Below are 16,443 nucleotides of genomic sequence, written 5' to 3' on the forward strand. Positions count from 1 at the left end.
GGAAACGATAATGAAAAAAACTGCACTTTCTTTGTTGGCGCTGGGATTACTGAGTTCGCTGCCGGGCTATGCGGCAACGCCTGCGCCGGTGCCAGCGGCCATTGCCGGGCATAATGGCCCGGTTCGCATTGCGGTGATCCGCAACCTTGGCTCTGATGACAACACGACCCAGTTCGTTGCGGGCGCGATTCAGGAGGGGAAAAAGCTCGGCTTTAAGGTCAGCACCTTTTTAAGCAATGGCGACGACGCGAAATTCCAGGATTTCGTTAACCAGGCGATCAGCCAGAAGTATGACGGTATTATTCTCTCTCAGGGGCGCGATCCGTACTCCACCGCGCTGGTGAAGAAAGCGGTAGATGCCGGGATCAAAGTGGCGGTGTTTGATACCGCCGTCAACGGTGAGATCCCGGGCGTGACGGTAACTCAGCAGGATGACGCCTCGCTGACCCATCTCTCCTTCGGACAACTGGTAAAAGATTTCAACGGTAAAGCCAATATTATCAAGCTGTGGGTCGCCGGTTTCCCGCCGATGGAGCGCCGCCAGGCGGCTTATCAGCAAATGCTGAAGGACAATCCGGGGATTAAAGAGCTGGAGTCTATCGGTGCGGTCTCTTCCGACGTGCAGGGCGATACCGCCAACAAAGTGGGCGCGGTGCTGGCGAAATACCCGAAAGGGAAAATCGACGCTATCTGGGGAACCTGGGACGCCTTTAGCCAGGGGGCGTACAAAGCGCTGAAAGAGAATGGCCGCACTGAGATTAAGCTCTACAGCATCGACATCTCCAACCAGGATTTGCAACTGATGCGCGAGGCGGGCAGCCCGTGGAAGGTGAGCGTGGCGGTTGACCCAAAACTGATTGGCGCCACTAACGTGCGGCTGATTGCCAATAAGATTGCCGGTGAACCTACGCCTGCTACTTACGATTTTAAAGCCGCAGCCATTCCGCAGGCGCTGCTGGCAGCGCAGCCGGGGGCGGTTAACGTCGCCTCATTAGGCAAAATCATTCCGGGCTGGGGCCAGACGGAAGACTTTATCGCGCCGTGGTTTGCGACGCTTGAAGCGAAGAATAAATAATGCCCGGTGGCGCTGCGCTTACCGGGCCTACAATGCGCTCCCTGTAGGCCGGATAAGGCGGTTACGCCGCCATCCGGCGTAATGCCCGGTGGCACTGCGCTTACCGGGCCTACAATGTGCTCTCTGTAGGCCGGATAAGGCGGTTACGCCGCCATCCGGCGTAATGCCCGCTGGCGCTGCGCTTACCGGGCCTACAATGTGTTCCCTGTAGGCCAGATAAGGCGGTGACGCCGTTTGGCAAAAGGAGATTAAGGTGACTGAATTACCGCGCCCCGACTATAGCCGCAATATGCGGCTGATTGGCCATAGCGACCAGGGCGGTCGCCCGGACGGCGTACAGCTGATGGTACATCGCGGTTTTGCCTATATTGGCCATATGGTGTCGCAGGGGTTTTCGATTGTTGACGTGCGTGACCCGAAAAATCCACGGGCGGCGGGCTATGTGCCTGCACCGCCAGGCACCTGGAACGTGCATTTGCAGGCGCATGACGATCTGCTGCTGGTGATTAACGCCCGCGATTTGTTCGCCGATGCCCGCTTTGCCGATGAAAAGGTCTACTACACGCGGCAGGTCGGTGAGACGGTCAGCGATGTGCAGGACCGGGGCTGGAGCGCAGGGCTGCGCGTGTTTGATATTTCCACGCCGGATAAACCGCGTGAAATCGGTTTTCTCTCCCTGAATGGGATTGGCATTCACCGCATCTGGTACGTCGGCGGACGCTGGGCCTACGTCTCGGCGCTGATCGACGGTTTCACCGACTACATCTTCCTGACCATCGATCTGGCCGATCCGCGTAAGCCAGAGGTGGCCGGGCGCTGGTGGTTGCCAGGGATGAATCAGGCGGCGGGAGAGACGCCAGACTGGCCGGAGGGCAAACGCTATGCGCTGCATCACGCGATTATCGCTGGCGATACCGCCTACGGTAGCTGGCGTGACGGTGGTCTGACGCTGCTGGATGTGCAAGATCGCACGCAGCCGAAACTGATTAGCCATCGCAACTGGAGCCCGCCGTTTGGCGGCGGCACACACACTGCGCTGCCGCTGCCGGACCGCGATCTGCTGGTGGTACTGGACGAAGCGGTGCTCGACAATCAGGAAGACGGCGAAAAGCTGATCTGGCTGTTTGATATCCGCGAGCCGTCGAATCCGGTGAGCATCGCCACCTTCCCGCAGCCGGATGAGGCTGATTACGTGGCGAAAGGGGCGCACTTCGGGCCGCATAACCTGCACGAAAACCGCCCTGGCAGCTTTATTAGCTCGACGCTGATTTTCGCCACTTACCAGAACGCAGGGGTGCGCGCTTATGATATTTCCAATCCTTATCGTCCGGTAGAAACCGGCGCGCTGGTGCCTGCGGCGCCTGAGAAGATGATGGATACGCGGCCAAATCGCCCGCAGGTGATCCAGTCCTGCGATGTGTTTGTCGATGCGCGGGGGATTATCTACAGCACGGATTACAACGGCGGGTTATCAGTGATTGAGTATCTGGGGTAAGTATTTGCCGGGTGGCGGCTTCGCCTTACCCGGCCTGCATTCGGATCGTAGGCCCGGTAAGCGCAGCGCCACCGGGCAAACGGCCCGCACTTAACTGTACTGCCGCACCCGCGCGATCAGCGCTTCCACGCTCTCAATCCGGTCGGCAATCACAATCAGCGCTTTTCCGAGGGTAATGGCATGGCGCAGGCATTCATGGCGCATTTCCGCATCCTGAATGGTATCGATATCCGCTACGTGCGACAGCCCGACGCTGCGGCGAATCAGCTCGGTGCCGCAAAAGCCGATGGCGTCCGCCCAGACTTTTTTCAGAAATTCCGACGCATAGCCCGGTGCGCGTAGCGCCGCGTCGCGGGTTTTCTCCGTCGCCAGCACCTGAAAACGTTCAGCAAAGGTGTTCCACAGCTCCTGAATATCCGTCAGGCGCTGCTCACGCGCGGCGGCGGCGTCGCGAATACCCAGATGACCCGGCAGGCCGCAGAAGTTCAGCAGCAGATTGCCGATGGCGGTGCCCACATCAAAGCCTATCGGCCCAAAGTAGCCGAACTCGGCGTCGATGGCTTTCAGGCGACCGTCAGCGACAAAGATCGAGCCGCTGTGGATATCGCCGTGCAGCAGCGCTTCGGCATGGGAGAAGAAACGATGTTTGAGCGCCGCCACCGCCAGCTTAAGCTGAGCATCACTGCGCAACGCGGCGACGTCGCCTTCGATCTCCGCAGGATAGCTGTTGCGCTCGTGGATCTGGTAGGGATCGTTGAAGAACAGATCTTCGGTGATCTCACACATCTCCGGGTTAATAAATGTCGCCACCTGCGCTTTTTTGTCATGCGGGTGGAGATAAAAATCGCTGGTGTGAAACAGCGTTTGCGCCAGATATTCGCCGAGCTGGCGTGCCGCCTGCGGATACCAGGCGCCTTTAATCAGTTCGCCGCGCCAGATGTTATGGTCGGAGAGATCTTCCATCACCATCACCGCCAGTTCAGGGTCGAAATGGTGGATTTTCACCGTATGCTGCGGGCAGTGCTGGTAATGCGCCACCAGCGTTTGCGCTTCAAGACGAGCGCGATCCAGCGTCAGCGGCCAGGATTCGCCGACGCAGCGCACGTAAGGCAGCGCCTGTTTGACGACGATGCGGCTTACGCCTGTGGTATCGAAAATCTTAAACACCAGATTAAGGTTGCCGTCGCCCACCTCCTGCGCCTCTACCAGTGTGGATGGATCATCGATGCCGCCAAACGTTCGGGCGTATTCCACGGCATCCTGGGCGGTAAAGGTACGGTATTGCGACATTGCCTGTTCCTCTCTCATTTCACTAATAAAGACATGTAGACGTCTATACATCTGTAATTCATCCTGACACAATGTGATACAACAACGCAACAGAGAATTAACGACATGCAGACATTACAGACGACCAGCCTGCGGGTGGCGGATAATCAATTATTTATTCTCGATCAGCAGGCGCTTCCGCAGGAGAAACGCTGGCTGGATGCCTCAACGGTAGAAGCGCTGGTGGGGCATATTCACGCGCTGCGCGTGCGCGGTGCGCCGCTGATTGGTCTTTCCGCCAGTCTGCTACTGGCGCTGCTGGCGGAGTCAGGCTATCGCCGGGATGAACTGGCGATAGCGCTGGAAACGCTGCGCGCTGCGCGCCCGACGGCGGTCAATCTGATGAACAATCTCGATCGCATGAAGCAGGCGCTGAGGCAAGAAGACTTTGTTCCGGCGCTGGCGGCGGAAGCACTGCGTCTGATCGATGAAGACAAACAACTCTGTGACGATATCGCGCGTGCGGGAAGTGCACTGGTGAAGCCGGGCAGCCGTCTGCTGACCCACTGCAACACCGGCGGGCTGGCGACAGCGGGCACGGGGACGGCGCTGGGGGTGATTGCCCGCGCGTATGCACAGGGCAACGTGCAAAATGTCTGGGTGGATGAAACGCGCCCGTTATTGCAGGGCGGCAGACTCACCGCCTGGGAGCTGGGCGAACTGGGGGTTCCCTATCAACTGATTACCGACTCAATGGCTGCCAGCCTGATGGCGAAAGGGCTGGTGGACGCGGTGTGGGTAGGGGCCGACCGTATTGCCGCAAATGGCGATGTGGCGAATAAAATCGGCACCTATTCGCTGGCGGTGCTGGCGAAATTCCACGGTATTCCGTTTTACGTTGCCGCGCCGCAAACCACGCTGGACCCCCACTGCCCGAATGGCAACGCAATCCCGATTGAGCAGCGCGCAGCAGGAGAAGTCACCGGCGTGGCGGGCAGTTTTGGCGCGGTACAGTGGGCGCCGGAAAATGCGCAGGTCTATAACCCGGCGTTTGACGTGACGCCAGCAGCGCTGATTAGCGGCTGGGTGCTGGATAGCGGTGTGGTGACGCCAGAAGACGTGGCGAAGGGAGTTTTCAGGACGGAGGCGGCCTGATGCAGAGCAGGCCTGGCGTACGATAGCGTCGCCCGGCCAGATCGTTAAAGCAGGCGCGGATAGGCATCCGCAATGGCGTCGCCGGTAAACTGCGCCACCCAGCCTTCCGGGTTATCGAAAATACGGATCGCGGTAAAGTTTGGCTCGGAGCCCATATCAAACCAGTGCGGCGTACCGGCGGGCACTGAAATCAGATCGTTTTTCTCACACAGCACCTGGTAAACCTGGTCGCCAATGTGCAGGCAAAACAGTCCTGCGCCTTCAACGAAGAAGCGCACTTCATCTTCGCCGTGGGTGTGTTCATTGAGAAACTTTGCACGCAGCGCCTCTTTTTGTGGATTGTCGGCGCGCAGGCTGATCACATCCCAGCTCTGATAGCCTTTCTCGGCAACCAGCTTATCAATCGCATGTTGATAGGCGGTGAGCACCGTTTCTGGCGTGGGGGCCTGGCCTAAGTCGCGGTCTGCAACCCAGCGTTCGAAGCGGACGCCTTTCGCGTTGAGCTGTTGGGCGATCTCTGCGGCGTCGGTACTGTGCCACTGGGGCTGGCTGGAGTCTTTATCGGAATAAATAGTCAATGCGCTCATGAAAGGATCTGCTCCGGGTTAATGTCGTCGAATTGATGTACCTGGTGGTGGCGGCTGGCGCCATCACCCTCACCACGAATCAGTTGCAGGGTGCGAAGACCCGCCTCTTCAGCAGCGTCCAGCTCCTGATATACATCGGAGAGGAACAGGATTTGCGACGGCGCGACGCCGATATACGACGCGATATTGCGGTATGACTGCGTTTCTCGCTTTGCGCCGATATGGGTATCAAAATTGCCGCTGAACAGATGAGTAATATCACCTTCGTCGCTGTAGCCAAATAACAGTTTCTGCGCTGCGACGGAGCCGGAGGAATAAACATAGAGATCAATGCCTTGTGCTTTCCATTTCTCCAGCGCTGGCAGAACGTCCGGGTAGAGGTGACCAGTAAAGTCGCCATTGACGTAACCGTCGTGCCAGATAATGCCTTGCAGGGCTTTTAGCGCCGTTGATTTGCGATCTTCATCCATAAAGGTGAAAAGCGTTTCGATAAGTTCTGCGGTACTGGCGTCTGGCCGGGCAATCTCGTTGCGCAGATTATCAAGAATTGATTTTACCGGTTCAGCATACTGCCGGGCGGTGACAAACGCCGCCAGCCGCTCGCGCGCATAGGGGAACAGAACATTGTGAACAAAACGGATATCGCTGGTGGTGCCTTCAATATCCGTCACAATCGCGCGAATCATAATCTCTCCAGTTGTCGCAAACGCATTTCGCATTCAAATAAAAATTCCAGCCCCTCCAGATGACGGCGGGCCTCCTCCACTGAGTGTCCCCAGCAGGTTAAGCCATGACCGCGCAGAAGAAAACCGTAATTCAGAGAATGCCCTTGCGCGTAATGCGCAATACGTGACGCCAGCGCGTCGATATCCTGGTCGTTGTCGAACACCGGCACGCAGACGGTATCAAGATGGGTGGTCTGCCCGCTAAGCGACTTTTGCATTTCAAAACCGCTGATATATAGCTCCGGCGTTTTAACGATGCGCGAGAGCACCGTGGCGTTGACGGTGTGGACGTGCAACACCGCGTTTGCCTGGGGAAAGAGGCGATAAATCAGGGTATGCAGCCCGGTCTCCGCCGATGGTTTGCGACCGGACGGTGCGTGACTGGTGGCGATTTCCACCTGCAAAAAATCGTCGGTAGTCAGGTTGCCTTTATCTTTTCCCGACTCGCTGAGCCAGCAAAAAGCGTCGTCCTGGCGGACAGACATATTGCCGCCAGTGGCGGGAGCCCAGCCTTTTGCCCCTATCCAGCGGCAGGTCTCGACCAGTTGTGTGAGTTGCAGGTTATCTGTCATCTTCCTTTTAGCCTCTCTCGGGGTCAGGAATGGGGTTTTTAGACATCTAAGCGTCTTGATTGCCAAATGCTAACATCGTGTTACGGCAGCAGCAACACAACTCTTCCGGGCAGGAGCAACAACATTGTCCTGGTGGCAGTGTGACTTGGTGGGGGAGGTGGTTGAGTTTTTCAGGGGCGGGAATTTTGCGTATTGATTGATGTTTTCAATGGAAGCTGTAGGTTTGTCGCCCATAGCAGACCTGATAGCCCTTCGTTCAGGCCGCTTTTTGCCAGGAGGGGACATCCATACAGGTATTAATCGGCAAGGTGCCGATGATCCGCTTAAATGTTCAGGGAAAGCAATGCAGGAAGTGCGCGGGTTTTTATCATGTTATTTAACAGACTCAGATACCAGACGTAAATCTCCTCCTTGATATTAAGAACATTCGGGTGCACGGATGGAAAGTGGTTTATTCTCTTTTTCACAGAACAGGAATGTCTGGGCCGGGAAGAGGGGATTAGCGAGAGATTAAAACAGGCAACTCAGGAGTTCAGTAAATGGATACTAAAAAATGGCGCTGTGTTTGCGCCATTTTACCACATTAAGAATTTGTCACCGGCTTGTTCCCAAAGGGATCTCCGGGTCTGGTTGATGAGTAATCCTGTTACGCAGATCCCGACGGATAATTTCGATAGACCAGAACCAGATTAAATGTCCAAAAATTTCGGATACATTCTCATACCATGGAAGGTCAACCAAAGGTGGAGTCAGCCCCATGAGAGGGAAGGAAATCATATGTACGAAAAGCTGTGCCAGCGCACCAGCCAGCAAACCCTGCCAGAGTTTAATTTTGGGGAAAACTTCAGCAACAACACAGTAACCCACTGCGAAGACAATCGAAAAGATGATGTGTGTTACACCAACCCAGTTAAACACATGCCCGGCAAAGGTGTAGACGGCAGCGTTAGGATCAGCAAGCCCCATCCAGTCACGAAGGAAAATATAAGGGGGATTCAGGAAATTGCGGGAACAGTCAATTTGCCCGGCAGCCCTGATTAATGATTCCGGCCCGCATGCAGCAGTGAACATATCAGTCGGACTGCGGGGTGGCAAAGGTACTTCAGCGCCCCATTTAACAAATGCTGATACGATACCAGCGATTAACCCAATAAATGCAGCCAGGCCATAACGCCTGCGGTTTGGTGGAGTTTGTTCAAATATATTCATATTTCATCCGTTGAATTTCATCGTGTTAACATAATCATTTAGTAGTATTCATGAAAACCACCAAATGTAAAGATGTGTATGTGATTGTATGTTCCGTATTTGCGTCAGTAACTGGAAATTCCCAATCGAGTTGCTTTATATGGCGTAACAGGAAGGCTGTGAAAGTGGTGAGAGCGGCAAGGTCGTATGCGATCTACAGCAAGATTCTCATCAGTAGAATTAATAGAGTAGCAACCACGCCGCATGGAAGAGCATGGTACGGACAGCTGGCGTGCGAATATAGAATGGTTGCCAGCCGCCGTGGATTGTATCTTCCCGGCATGACGGATCAATGTGTTTTAAGTATTAATGCCACGTCTTTTTGCTCAGGTTTGTTATAGCTGAAATAGCATGTGCTGAATCATCAAAAAGCCGGGCCAGTACAGGAACCTACTGCCTGTTTTTGTACTCAAGCACCAGATGTTCAGGCAGGTCTTTGCTGACGATGGCAAATGTCCTGAGTTCAGGCGTTGGAACAGGGAGAGCGGTTTTACCCCGAAGCTTCCCGTGCAAAAAACAGGCATAAAAAAACCAACCGTAAGAGGTTGGTTTTTCTAAGGGATTTTGGTCGACACGAGAGGATTTGAACCTCCGCCCCCCGACACCCCATATCTGCGATAAGTTAGGCTTGTACCAATGCTTCAGATTCAGTGAGTGAGGTCTGATAGCATTTTACTGCCTCAGCAAAGGCTTGCGCGGCATCTGCATTTGATACCATATATTCTTCAGTTACCCCTGTTTGAGGATGGAAAGTAATATTTCCATAAATGCAAATAGGGATTTGGTAGTTGTCTTTAAATCGACGGTCTGGCGAGCCATTCTTATTCGTTTTCGCCCATGTATGCCCATCTATGCGTGAATCACTGGGAACACCTTCTTCCTCATGGAATCTTCGATATTCTGAACTGACTTGTAATTCGCGTAAATCAATCAGAGCGAACGCCCCATCAGCTCGTGGTATGACTGCAACTCCCGGATAAAGCAAAATATCGTCGCCATTCACATTTTCAAACCGCATTGCACGACCTGTAAATTGAATGAGATCCGTTGAACTGAAATCAAAGGTAACTGGGTGACGATTAACAGACCGGGTTGCTAATGTTCTTTCAGCAAACTGGTCTGTAGCTTTATCTGCAGTAATATCCCATTTTTTGACACTCGATTTTAATATATCGAATGCACGGACCATTGCTGCATATGCGCGCTGTGAAGTATCACTGCTCTCGAAGGTTATGGCTATTTTTGTGTTGCCTTCCCAGGATATCAGGCGAGATATCTCAGCTTGCGTTAGGGGGAGTTCTGTCTCAAGTTCTGTGATGCGTCGTTTGTAAAACCAACGGAATAGACTTGATTTGCGTCGAACCAGCTCGTTCTTTTGTTTTGATTCTTCAGTAAGAGCCTCTTGTAGATCTGCTTTTATCTCTGCCCTTTGTTCTCGCGCTTTAGCAATCAAATCTCGTAAAGGTAAAAGGGAGGAACTTGTCAGGACTTCTACCGAAGCGCTGGAAATTTCATTCATGCCAGCCATGGGCATATATATTTTAGCGTTCGATGGGATGTTACTTGGGGATGCCTCCGGCATTCCAAAATGAGGTTCTGTGGAGGACGGAATTAATGGATTGGTAACAGAGTGCCCATCATCATAGGGCAGGGTAGGTGTAGTATAAGATAAGCCTGTACCCGGTAGTCCGACGGTCGCTCTGAGTCCTTTTTTCCCAACATTGACAGTTGCACCAGGTACACCGATGCTTGCGCTTATTCCACGCTTACCAATGTTGAGCCTAACGCCAGGAAACAGAGTAAAGGTTTGTCTGAAACGAAGAGACATGAAGTTATCCCTATGTAGTTTTGTGCACCAAAGTTCGAAATGTTTTTATATGAACATTGAGCTGATACAAAAGCCTATCCTTAGCTCATCTTCATACCGCCATGATGCGGCGGTTTGCTTGCTGGTGAAGTAAAACGAAAAAGCCCGCATCAGCGGGCTTTTTTGTCACTCGGGAGCCGCGGCTCCTTTGCGTATCCTTTTTTGTCCCCTCACCGTCTGGTCGGTGTCCTGCTGAGACCGCTAACTTTCTGTTTTTATTAGTGCTGTCCTGGGCTGGCGTCTCTGTGCTTTGAATTATATCTTGTTGATATTTAATATTTTAATTTAAATTCATTTCGTAGAGGGTTCCAAAAAGGAACCTTAAAATATAACCATAGCACGTTGAATGGTTCCAGTACGCCAAGTGAATTCAAAATAACATGCCAGTGTAGTCATGTCTGCTATGAGCTAGGTGCGGACACTGGGTTTACCGTTTCGGCAAAACTTAACTGGCAGATATCGATACGACACCAGACCCGCTAAACAACATGCGGATACCGAGGCTTATCATGACAACGCTTGGGTGTTTACCTAGCCAGTTTTCAAATGTTCCTGATGCCTTCACGACTGACCTCAGGGAAACAATTCCAGCCAGCTTCTGGATACTGCCCAAGACAAGAAATTGCAGGCAGACAGGATCCGCGGCGGGATCGACAAACTGAGGAAGAAAAGCAAACTCATTGCAGTTGAGCCGCAAGAGACAGAGGATAGTATTCCAACAGGTTTTCTAGAGCACTCATGCATGTTCGCCTTACACGTCACCGCCTTGAGAAAATAGGTGAGGCAAGCTGCAAGGCGTGATCACTTTTCTCCCCGTCGGGATAGACTCAATTCTCTTATTATACCGCTTTATTTCAGAGCAAAAGTACAACTTCGGTACTATCGGGTCGATAAAATAAATACCATCATCAATGTTATTTTCCGCGTAAAGGAAATTTTTTGATGTTTTTTTGTGGACACACGAAAAAATATGGGTGTAAAATCACGTCTATCAGTGACAGTGATAGGAAATGGTCGTGAAAAAATCAAAAGTGGCAGATCTCATTGTTCAGCATGTTCAAAAACAACTCTTCATGGCCCTTTCTGACGCGATTTACGCGGCATCAAAGCGTTCTTACGATTATGCGCAAAAGAAGAAGCTAGACCACAGAGCGACCGCGCTTGGTTATGATCGTCATTTAAACCTGAATGAAACTATTTATGAGGTGTTTGAGGCCAACGGTTGTAATCCCGGCAAGCTGCGTGGTAACCGTATTGTAGAAGGCCATAGCGGTATTTTCACGATTGTTCGTGAAAGCTACAATGATAACCAGTGGAAGAGACTATTTCGCAGCAAACGTAAGCAAGAGCTCATTGCCGAAAACGTTTCTGTGGAAAAAGTGGTGCAACCGGATTTATTCTCCGATGGTTCTGATGTACCGAAAGCTACACTGTTCGTAGTATGCCGTTTTTCCGGTTCATTGCAGAATCAACCCGAAGCCCCGATGTCTATAGAGCTTGTCGTTCCAAGTTCTGACGGGAAGAGCTGGGTTTTCCATGAGCCACTTGAACTTTTTTTAACCCGATATGATGTAGTTCCATTCCAAGAAGATAATGCATTCTCTGCACTCAAAAAGAGCATTATCAAAAAAGATGGAACCGAGGAAGATGATGTATGAGCCGAGGCATCGCTGAATTTCAACCGGATAGGTTAGTGCAAGTACTAGCCGCCCGGCGGCTGTCCCAAACTCAATTAGCTACGATGGTTGGCGTATCGCCAGCAACCATCAGTAAATGGCGTTCTGGCCAGCAGGCTCCAGAATCCGAAGCCCTAGAACGCTTGGCTACAGTCGTAAATGTTACTCCTGAATGGTTTACGCGCCCTCTGTTGCCGGGTATGTCAAAGCCCCTGTTCAGAAGTAATGCATCAGCTCATGTAGCAGCACGAGCAATGTTAGAAACTCGAATCCATTGGGCTAATGAGTTGGTTACTAAGCTGACTGAGTTTGTAGATCTGCCGGAGCTAAAATTACCGCACCGTAGTTTTACAAACATCGATGAAATTAGTGATGCAGATATCGAAGATGCCGCTAGTGAGTGCCGTGCCCTTTGGAATCTTGGTACAAAGGAAATACCGGACCTTACTTTAGCCGCAGAGAGTAACGGTATTATCGTTGTCAGAGAGGAAACAGGTGTCGCGCAGATTGAAGGGCTTTCCGCCTGGAGTGAGACTCTAAGTGTTCCTTTTGTTCTCCTCTCTTCGGATAAAGGTAATGCTTTTCGCAGCAGATTTGACCTTGCTCACGAAATTGGACATCTAATCCTTCACCGCTACGTTGGCAACGAGCTCGAAGCTGAACGTTATAAGCTGAAGGAAAGCCAGGCTCATAAATTTGCGGGGGCGCTGCTGCTTCCTGCCGAGACGTTTGCCGAAGAAATTAGAACCCCGGTCACATTAGATAGCTTGCTTTTAATTAAACAACGCTACGGTATTTCTGTCGCGGCAAGCATCATGCGTTTGCATGTGCTGAATATTATTACTGAAGAAGAGAAACAAAATCTTTATAAACGCCGTTCAGCACGTTGGGGAGTGAAATCAGAGCCGGGAGATGATTATCGTGAGCCTGAAAAACCACGTTTGTTGAAACGTACTATTGAATTGTTGGCGTCTTCTGGAATTATTTCAGTTGAACGGCTTGCTGCCTTTGCGGGATTGTCTGCTATCGATGTCGAAATGATGGTTGGTTTACCAGAGGGCTATCTGACCGGCAAGAAGGCTGCTGTTGTGCATCTGGCAAGATTAAAATCTATGCTGGCCGAGCGGCGTGAAGAGCAGGCTAACGAGCATAAAGGAGCTTTGGTACAATTTACGAGACCACCTAAGCGCTCTAATTCTTAAGGTTCACGTAGCCATGCATGTTAAATGCATGGCTTCTTTATAGTAGAAACAATCATGGACGGATTAGTTACAAAGCTTGCCAAAGACCTGCGGAGTGTCTTTGAAGAAAATTTCGATTATTTTGATGAGTCGGGTGTGCCATTCTTCGGCATGTTTCCTGAGAATTGTTGCCAAGGTGCATCTGTATTTCTGGGGATGCTTCTTAGCCACTTTTTTACCCACGATATCATAAAAGTAGTACATGGCTCTACTCGTAATAGGCTATATCATCATTTTTGGGTAGAGGTTGATTCAAAGATCTATGATCTTACCTTGGACCAATTCTATAAAAATATGGGGGATAAGTATACTGGGATCGAATTTCCAGCATATGGCGAAGATAAACATCCACTAAGACAATACTTTTTCTATAAAGAAAAAATGAGTGCGGTTCTGGCTTTTTCAATCTTCGTACAAAAACATGCGAATCTGGAAGAGATACTACCTGCATACCAATTCATTTGTAGAGAACTCGAAGTTATGGGATGGAAAATCCCATCCCCAGAATAAATTTAATACTTACGGCGGTATTTATCGATAAACGCTTTCAGATTGCGCCGTTCATAGCGCATCCCCTTCGCAGAAAACCGGAACGGTGCCAGCAATTGGCGTTACCGGTGCATATTGCTCCGTTCACAAAGTGTCTTTTGGGTTATCCGTAGGAGCCCGCATACCTCGTCTGGAGTGAGTAGATCATCATCTGTTTCACCGGGTTTTGTCATGATGCCCATCCCTTTATGTTCGGAGGGTAATTGTATATTTCACCATCAATGGTAAAGGTATGACCACATGTATAAAGACTTAACAACGGATCTGGATACCCTCAACGCCTTCAATTCGGTGGTTCAGACAACACTCTGCGAATAAATATCACAGCCTTCCACCGTTTTTGACTTTTGCAATTTTATTTTTAGCATGTTTTAAATTTCTGGATATTTCTTTTTGCTCGTAACTGGTTTTGTATTTTAATATATGATCATGATTTTTATCATCAGAAATTTTTGTAAGATCAATGAGAAAATTATTTCTTATCATCCACTTTACAATTCGCTTATCGATATCTTTGTAAAGAGGATCACCGTCATAATTATAGAAGTTAACATCTTGAATGTCACTGATACAATCAAGAGTGCTTAAAATATCTTTGTAATCGCTAATGTAACTGTTAATTACGAAACGGTCTTTATTGAGCTCTATTTTGAATCCATATTCAGAGAGTTCATATAAAAATAATACTGAGTTGGTATTGCAAAAATCGACATGCAACGTTCTTCTTTCAAATTTATCAATATGGCGGAGAATGATATTATGCAACTCATCGTCATATTCCTCTTCAATAAAACCTTTTCCTGCATGATTAATATGATTGACATTGCATCCGGAATCTATTGCTATGGATAAAACTTCCGGGGAGAGGGGCAGGAAGAGAATATTTCTTTCTTTGTTATCGACGTGATTTATATCACAACCTGCATTAAGTAATACTTGTAGTCCTTCAGGGTCCCTGTAATGTGCAAAAATGCAGGTATAGCCCTTAGTATCTGTATGCGAGGTGTCTAAACCTAGTTCAATCAGCTTCTTCAGAATTTCTGGATTTTTTTGATGAAAGAGCGCATTTTGTCCCTCCTTGTTGATATGGTGTATATTGACTTCATTGCTAAGTAGAAAATCCAGTGCTTCCAGTGTTCTGCAGCCAAAAATAGCATTGTTGCCGCTACTATCAACGGTATTAATATCATAACCCGCTTTTAAAGCGTACTTTAGGTTATCAGGCGACTCTGCATTGAAGAATAATTGTGATGTGACGAAGTCGAGAGCCCTTTCGGTTAATCCCTTTTCTGATAAGTACTTTAATAAGTCCATAAACACCCTCATGAAAAAATGTTTTAATTTATTAGATATCAGAAATTCTGTGAAATGCAACAGCGGGGACAGGCGTTTCTGATTTAAGGGAGTAAAATTTTAACAAACCACTCTTGGATACATCAGAAACACCTGCAGTAAATTTACGCCTGCAACCTGCCATTCGGACAATGGGACAAAACCTTCACAGGAGATGCTGTTCTTACATCAGCAATGTTGGACTGGACCTTACATCACTGACACGTCGTACAAATAAAAGGAGAAATCTATCGACTGAAGTAAAAACGGAAATCCGGTGCTATTGCTGAGTTAACAAGCAGGATCAATATTAGGTCGTTGGTGGAGGCAGTAAGTTACCTGTTGTTGACCCCCGGCGCTCTCTGGCCATTTCCAGTGCTTTGATGGTGAGTTTGCTGTCAGGTGAGAATGACATTGCTCCCCCACCGGTTTTCTGACGAACAGGTCGAGAACAACGGCAAGATACGCCCAGTGTTTTCGCGCCCAGAGCAGAGTAAGAGGCAGAGTGTAGTCGGACTATTTCCCGGCCTCTCCTCTCAGAACCGGGCGTGCACTCTGGCGAGGTGCATTAAAAGATAACAAATTTTTCCGTTCAACTTCCTTCTGACAGGTGAACTTGCAGGCAGGAACTGCTTTTCATCGATTAGTGAATACGGTAGTTTTTTCAAACTAACTGAACTCTATTCGTATGACTTAAATCTTTAAGAAGGCAGGAGATTTGAATTTTGAAAAACTGGTCACCAGAGCATACTAAAGAAATCAAAGCTTGGCTTGACATAGATAATTATCGCAAGCTCGAAGACATCAGTTTAAATGCCTTGTATCACGAACTTTGGGCAAGAGCACTTCTGTACAAGCCAGGGCCTACTGACGAAGAAAAGAAAGGGCTATGGGTGTACATGACTGAAATTTTCAGTGGGAACCCCCATCTTTTCAAAGGGAAGCAACTCGATTATCCAACAGTTAACGATACTCTCTACAGTCCTCCACACATTTTTATCACTGATATCACCAGGCTTGCTGAACTTAGTGTGATGGCCCTTAGTGTGAATCTTTTCACTTGGGAGGAAGGAAACGATGAATATTGTGTTAATGCGCCTCATCACGAAGCTTATGTGTCACAACTCTTGTCCCCCTTATGTGAGAAAACGGTGTTGCTTGAAATCGATCTTGGTAGTGGTACTGACGATGAAATAGCCGAATCGATAAAAGCGGCCCTGCCACAATGGAGATCGGTAAAAGGAGTGGAAGTTAATGAAACCGGTATCGTTCGTTTCGGCTATGGAACCATTAAAAAAATCATAAATTACAGGTTGGTTGCGATGCTGGATATCTTACTTTGGGCAAAAAGGAAAGAACTAAGAATCTCAGATGATCGCCTCTCCCGGCTTCTTTATACTGATGAAGATGAAGAAACAACTACCCGTTTAGGATATCACATTAAAGACTCGGATCGACCGCTTGCGATGAAAGCTGCAACGATAGACTTCATTAGGCAGTTCAATTTTTTCATGAACCGAAATCCCCACCTGAAAAATATGAGAGTTTCAGATGTGATGAAACTCTCTGATTCTAACTGATCCCGAATTCCCGAAGTCTACTACTGCAGGGCAGATCGTAACCCTGCAGTTAGGAAGCTCGCTCCTTTCTTT

General features: G+C 49.5%; 15 protein-coding genes and 2 pseudogenes. 8 read left to right on the forward strand and 9 right to left on the reverse strand.

Features of this window, described 5'->3' with window-relative positions; translation table 11 throughout:
- The first annotated feature begins 10 nt into the window (after nt 1-10).
- Both OGV67_RS05220 and OGV67_RS05225 read left to right on the forward strand, forming a co-directional pair.
- Nucleotides 11-1,075 carry a sugar ABC transporter substrate-binding protein gene (locus OGV67_RS05220; RefSeq protein ID WP_060815943.1) on the forward strand — a complete coding sequence of 355 codons (1,065 nt, stop codon included), beginning with the start codon at nt 11-13 and terminating at the stop codon, nt 1,073-1,075.
- Nucleotides 1,076-1,328: 253 nt separating this feature from the next.
- Nucleotides 1,329-2,570 carry an LVIVD repeat-containing protein gene (locus OGV67_RS05225; RefSeq protein WP_024130869.1) on the forward strand — a complete coding sequence of 414 codons (1,242 nt, stop codon included), beginning with the start codon at nt 1,329-1,331 and terminating at the stop codon, nt 2,568-2,570.
- A gap of 90 nt (nt 2,571-2,660) precedes the next feature.
- Here OGV67_RS05225 and mtnK read toward each other — a convergent pair whose 3' ends face one another.
- Nucleotides 2,661-3,860 (reverse strand): S-methyl-5-thioribose kinase, encoded by a 1,200-nt coding sequence (gene mtnK / locus OGV67_RS05230; RefSeq protein ID WP_024130868.1) that lies wholly within the window; start codon nt 3,858-3,860, stop codon nt 2,661-2,663.
- 105 nt (nt 3,861-3,965) lie between these two features.
- On the opposite strand from mtnK, the gene mtnA reads away from it, so the two are divergent.
- A complete protein-coding gene (gene mtnA, locus OGV67_RS05235; protein ID WP_110493926.1) occupies nt 3,966-4,994 on the forward strand; it encodes an S-methyl-5-thioribose-1-phosphate isomerase in 1,029 nt (342 codons plus the stop codon).
- A gap of 44 nt (nt 4,995-5,038) precedes the next feature.
- Here mtnA and OGV67_RS05240 read toward each other — a convergent pair whose 3' ends face one another.
- The 6 genes and pseudogenes from OGV67_RS05240 to OGV67_RS05265 form a co-directional block, all read right to left on the reverse strand.
- Complete coding sequence (locus OGV67_RS05240; protein ID WP_115614501.1) at nt 5,039-5,581, reverse strand: 1,2-dihydroxy-3-keto-5-methylthiopentene dioxygenase; 543 nt, start codon at nt 5,579-5,581, stop codon at nt 5,039-5,041.
- Entirely contained in the window at nt 5,578-6,267 is a 690-nt protein-coding gene (gene mtnC, locus OGV67_RS05245) for an acireductone synthase (protein ID WP_286465031.1), read from the reverse strand. The genes OGV67_RS05240 and mtnC overlap by 4 nt, the downstream gene beginning before the upstream one ends.
- Nucleotides 6,264-6,878, reverse strand: a complete 615-nt coding sequence (locus tag OGV67_RS05250) for a methylthioribulose 1-phosphate dehydratase (RefSeq protein WP_115614503.1) — start codon at nt 6,876-6,878, stop codon at nt 6,264-6,266. The genes mtnC and OGV67_RS05250 overlap by 4 nt, the downstream gene beginning before the upstream one ends.
- Nucleotides 6,879-7,472: 594 nt before the next feature.
- Entirely contained in the window at nt 7,473-8,087 is a 615-nt protein-coding gene (locus tag OGV67_RS05255) for a YagU family protein (protein ID WP_024130867.1), read from the reverse strand.
- 661 nt (nt 8,088-8,748) lie between these two features.
- Entirely contained in the window at nt 8,749-9,954 is a 1,206-nt protein-coding gene (locus OGV67_RS05260) for a DUF4236 domain-containing protein (protein WP_115614504.1), read from the reverse strand.
- Nucleotides 9,955-10,438: 484 nt separating this feature from the next.
- A pseudogene (locus OGV67_RS05265) lies at nt 10,439-10,669 on the reverse strand (LysE family translocator); the annotation flags it as partial.
- Between the two features lie 334 nt (nt 10,670-11,003).
- Between OGV67_RS05265 and OGV67_RS05270 the strand changes: the two are divergent.
- The 3 genes from OGV67_RS05270 to OGV67_RS05280 are packed head-to-tail and all read left to right on the forward strand — an operon-like array spanning nt 11,004 to nt 13,420.
- Nucleotides 11,004-11,651, forward strand: a complete 648-nt coding sequence (locus OGV67_RS05270; protein ID WP_109176915.1) for a hypothetical protein — start codon at nt 11,004-11,006, stop codon at nt 11,649-11,651.
- The gene (locus OGV67_RS05275; protein WP_109176914.1) at nt 11,648-12,871 is read left to right on the forward strand and encodes a helix-turn-helix domain-containing protein; all 1,224 of its coding nucleotides are present in this window, start codon (nt 11,648-11,650) and stop codon (nt 12,869-12,871) included. Before OGV67_RS05270 ends, OGV67_RS05275 begins: the two co-directional genes overlap by 4 nt.
- Nucleotides 12,872-12,925: 54 nt before the next feature.
- Entirely contained in the window at nt 12,926-13,420 is a 495-nt protein-coding gene (locus tag OGV67_RS05280; RefSeq protein ID WP_129327692.1) for a hypothetical protein, read from the forward strand.
- Between the two features lie 360 nt (nt 13,421-13,780).
- Here OGV67_RS05280 and OGV67_RS05285 read toward each other — a convergent pair whose 3' ends face one another.
- Nucleotides 13,781-14,773, reverse strand: coding sequence for an ankyrin repeat domain-containing protein (locus OGV67_RS05285; RefSeq protein ID WP_109176913.1), 993 nt, complete (start codon nt 14,771-14,773; stop codon nt 13,781-13,783).
- Nucleotides 14,774-14,929: 156 nt separating this feature from the next.
- On the opposite strand from OGV67_RS05285, the gene OGV67_RS05290 reads away from it, so the two are divergent.
- On the forward strand, nt 14,930-15,013 hold the full coding sequence (locus OGV67_RS05290; protein ID WP_502873430.1) for an ATP-binding protein: 84 nt from the start codon (nt 14,930-14,932) through the stop codon (nt 15,011-15,013).
- A 127-nt stretch (nt 15,014-15,140) separates the two neighbouring features.
- Here the strand turns inward: OGV67_RS05290 and OGV67_RS05295 are convergent.
- A pseudogene (locus tag OGV67_RS05295) lies at nt 15,141-15,271 on the reverse strand (IS3 family transposase); the annotation flags it as partial.
- A 245-nt stretch (nt 15,272-15,516) separates the two neighbouring features.
- Here OGV67_RS05295 and OGV67_RS05300 point away from each other — a divergent pair.
- Nucleotides 15,517-16,371 (forward strand): DUF6387 family protein, encoded by an 855-nt coding sequence (locus OGV67_RS05300; RefSeq protein ID WP_016246264.1) that lies wholly within the window; start codon nt 15,517-15,519, stop codon nt 16,369-16,371.
- The last annotated feature ends 72 nt before the right edge of the window (nt 16,372-16,443 follow it).

It is taken from the genome of Citrobacter sp. CK188, assembly GCF_030333525.1.
GTDB lineage: Bacteria > Pseudomonadota > Gammaproteobacteria > Enterobacterales > Enterobacteriaceae > Citrobacter_B > Citrobacter_B koseri.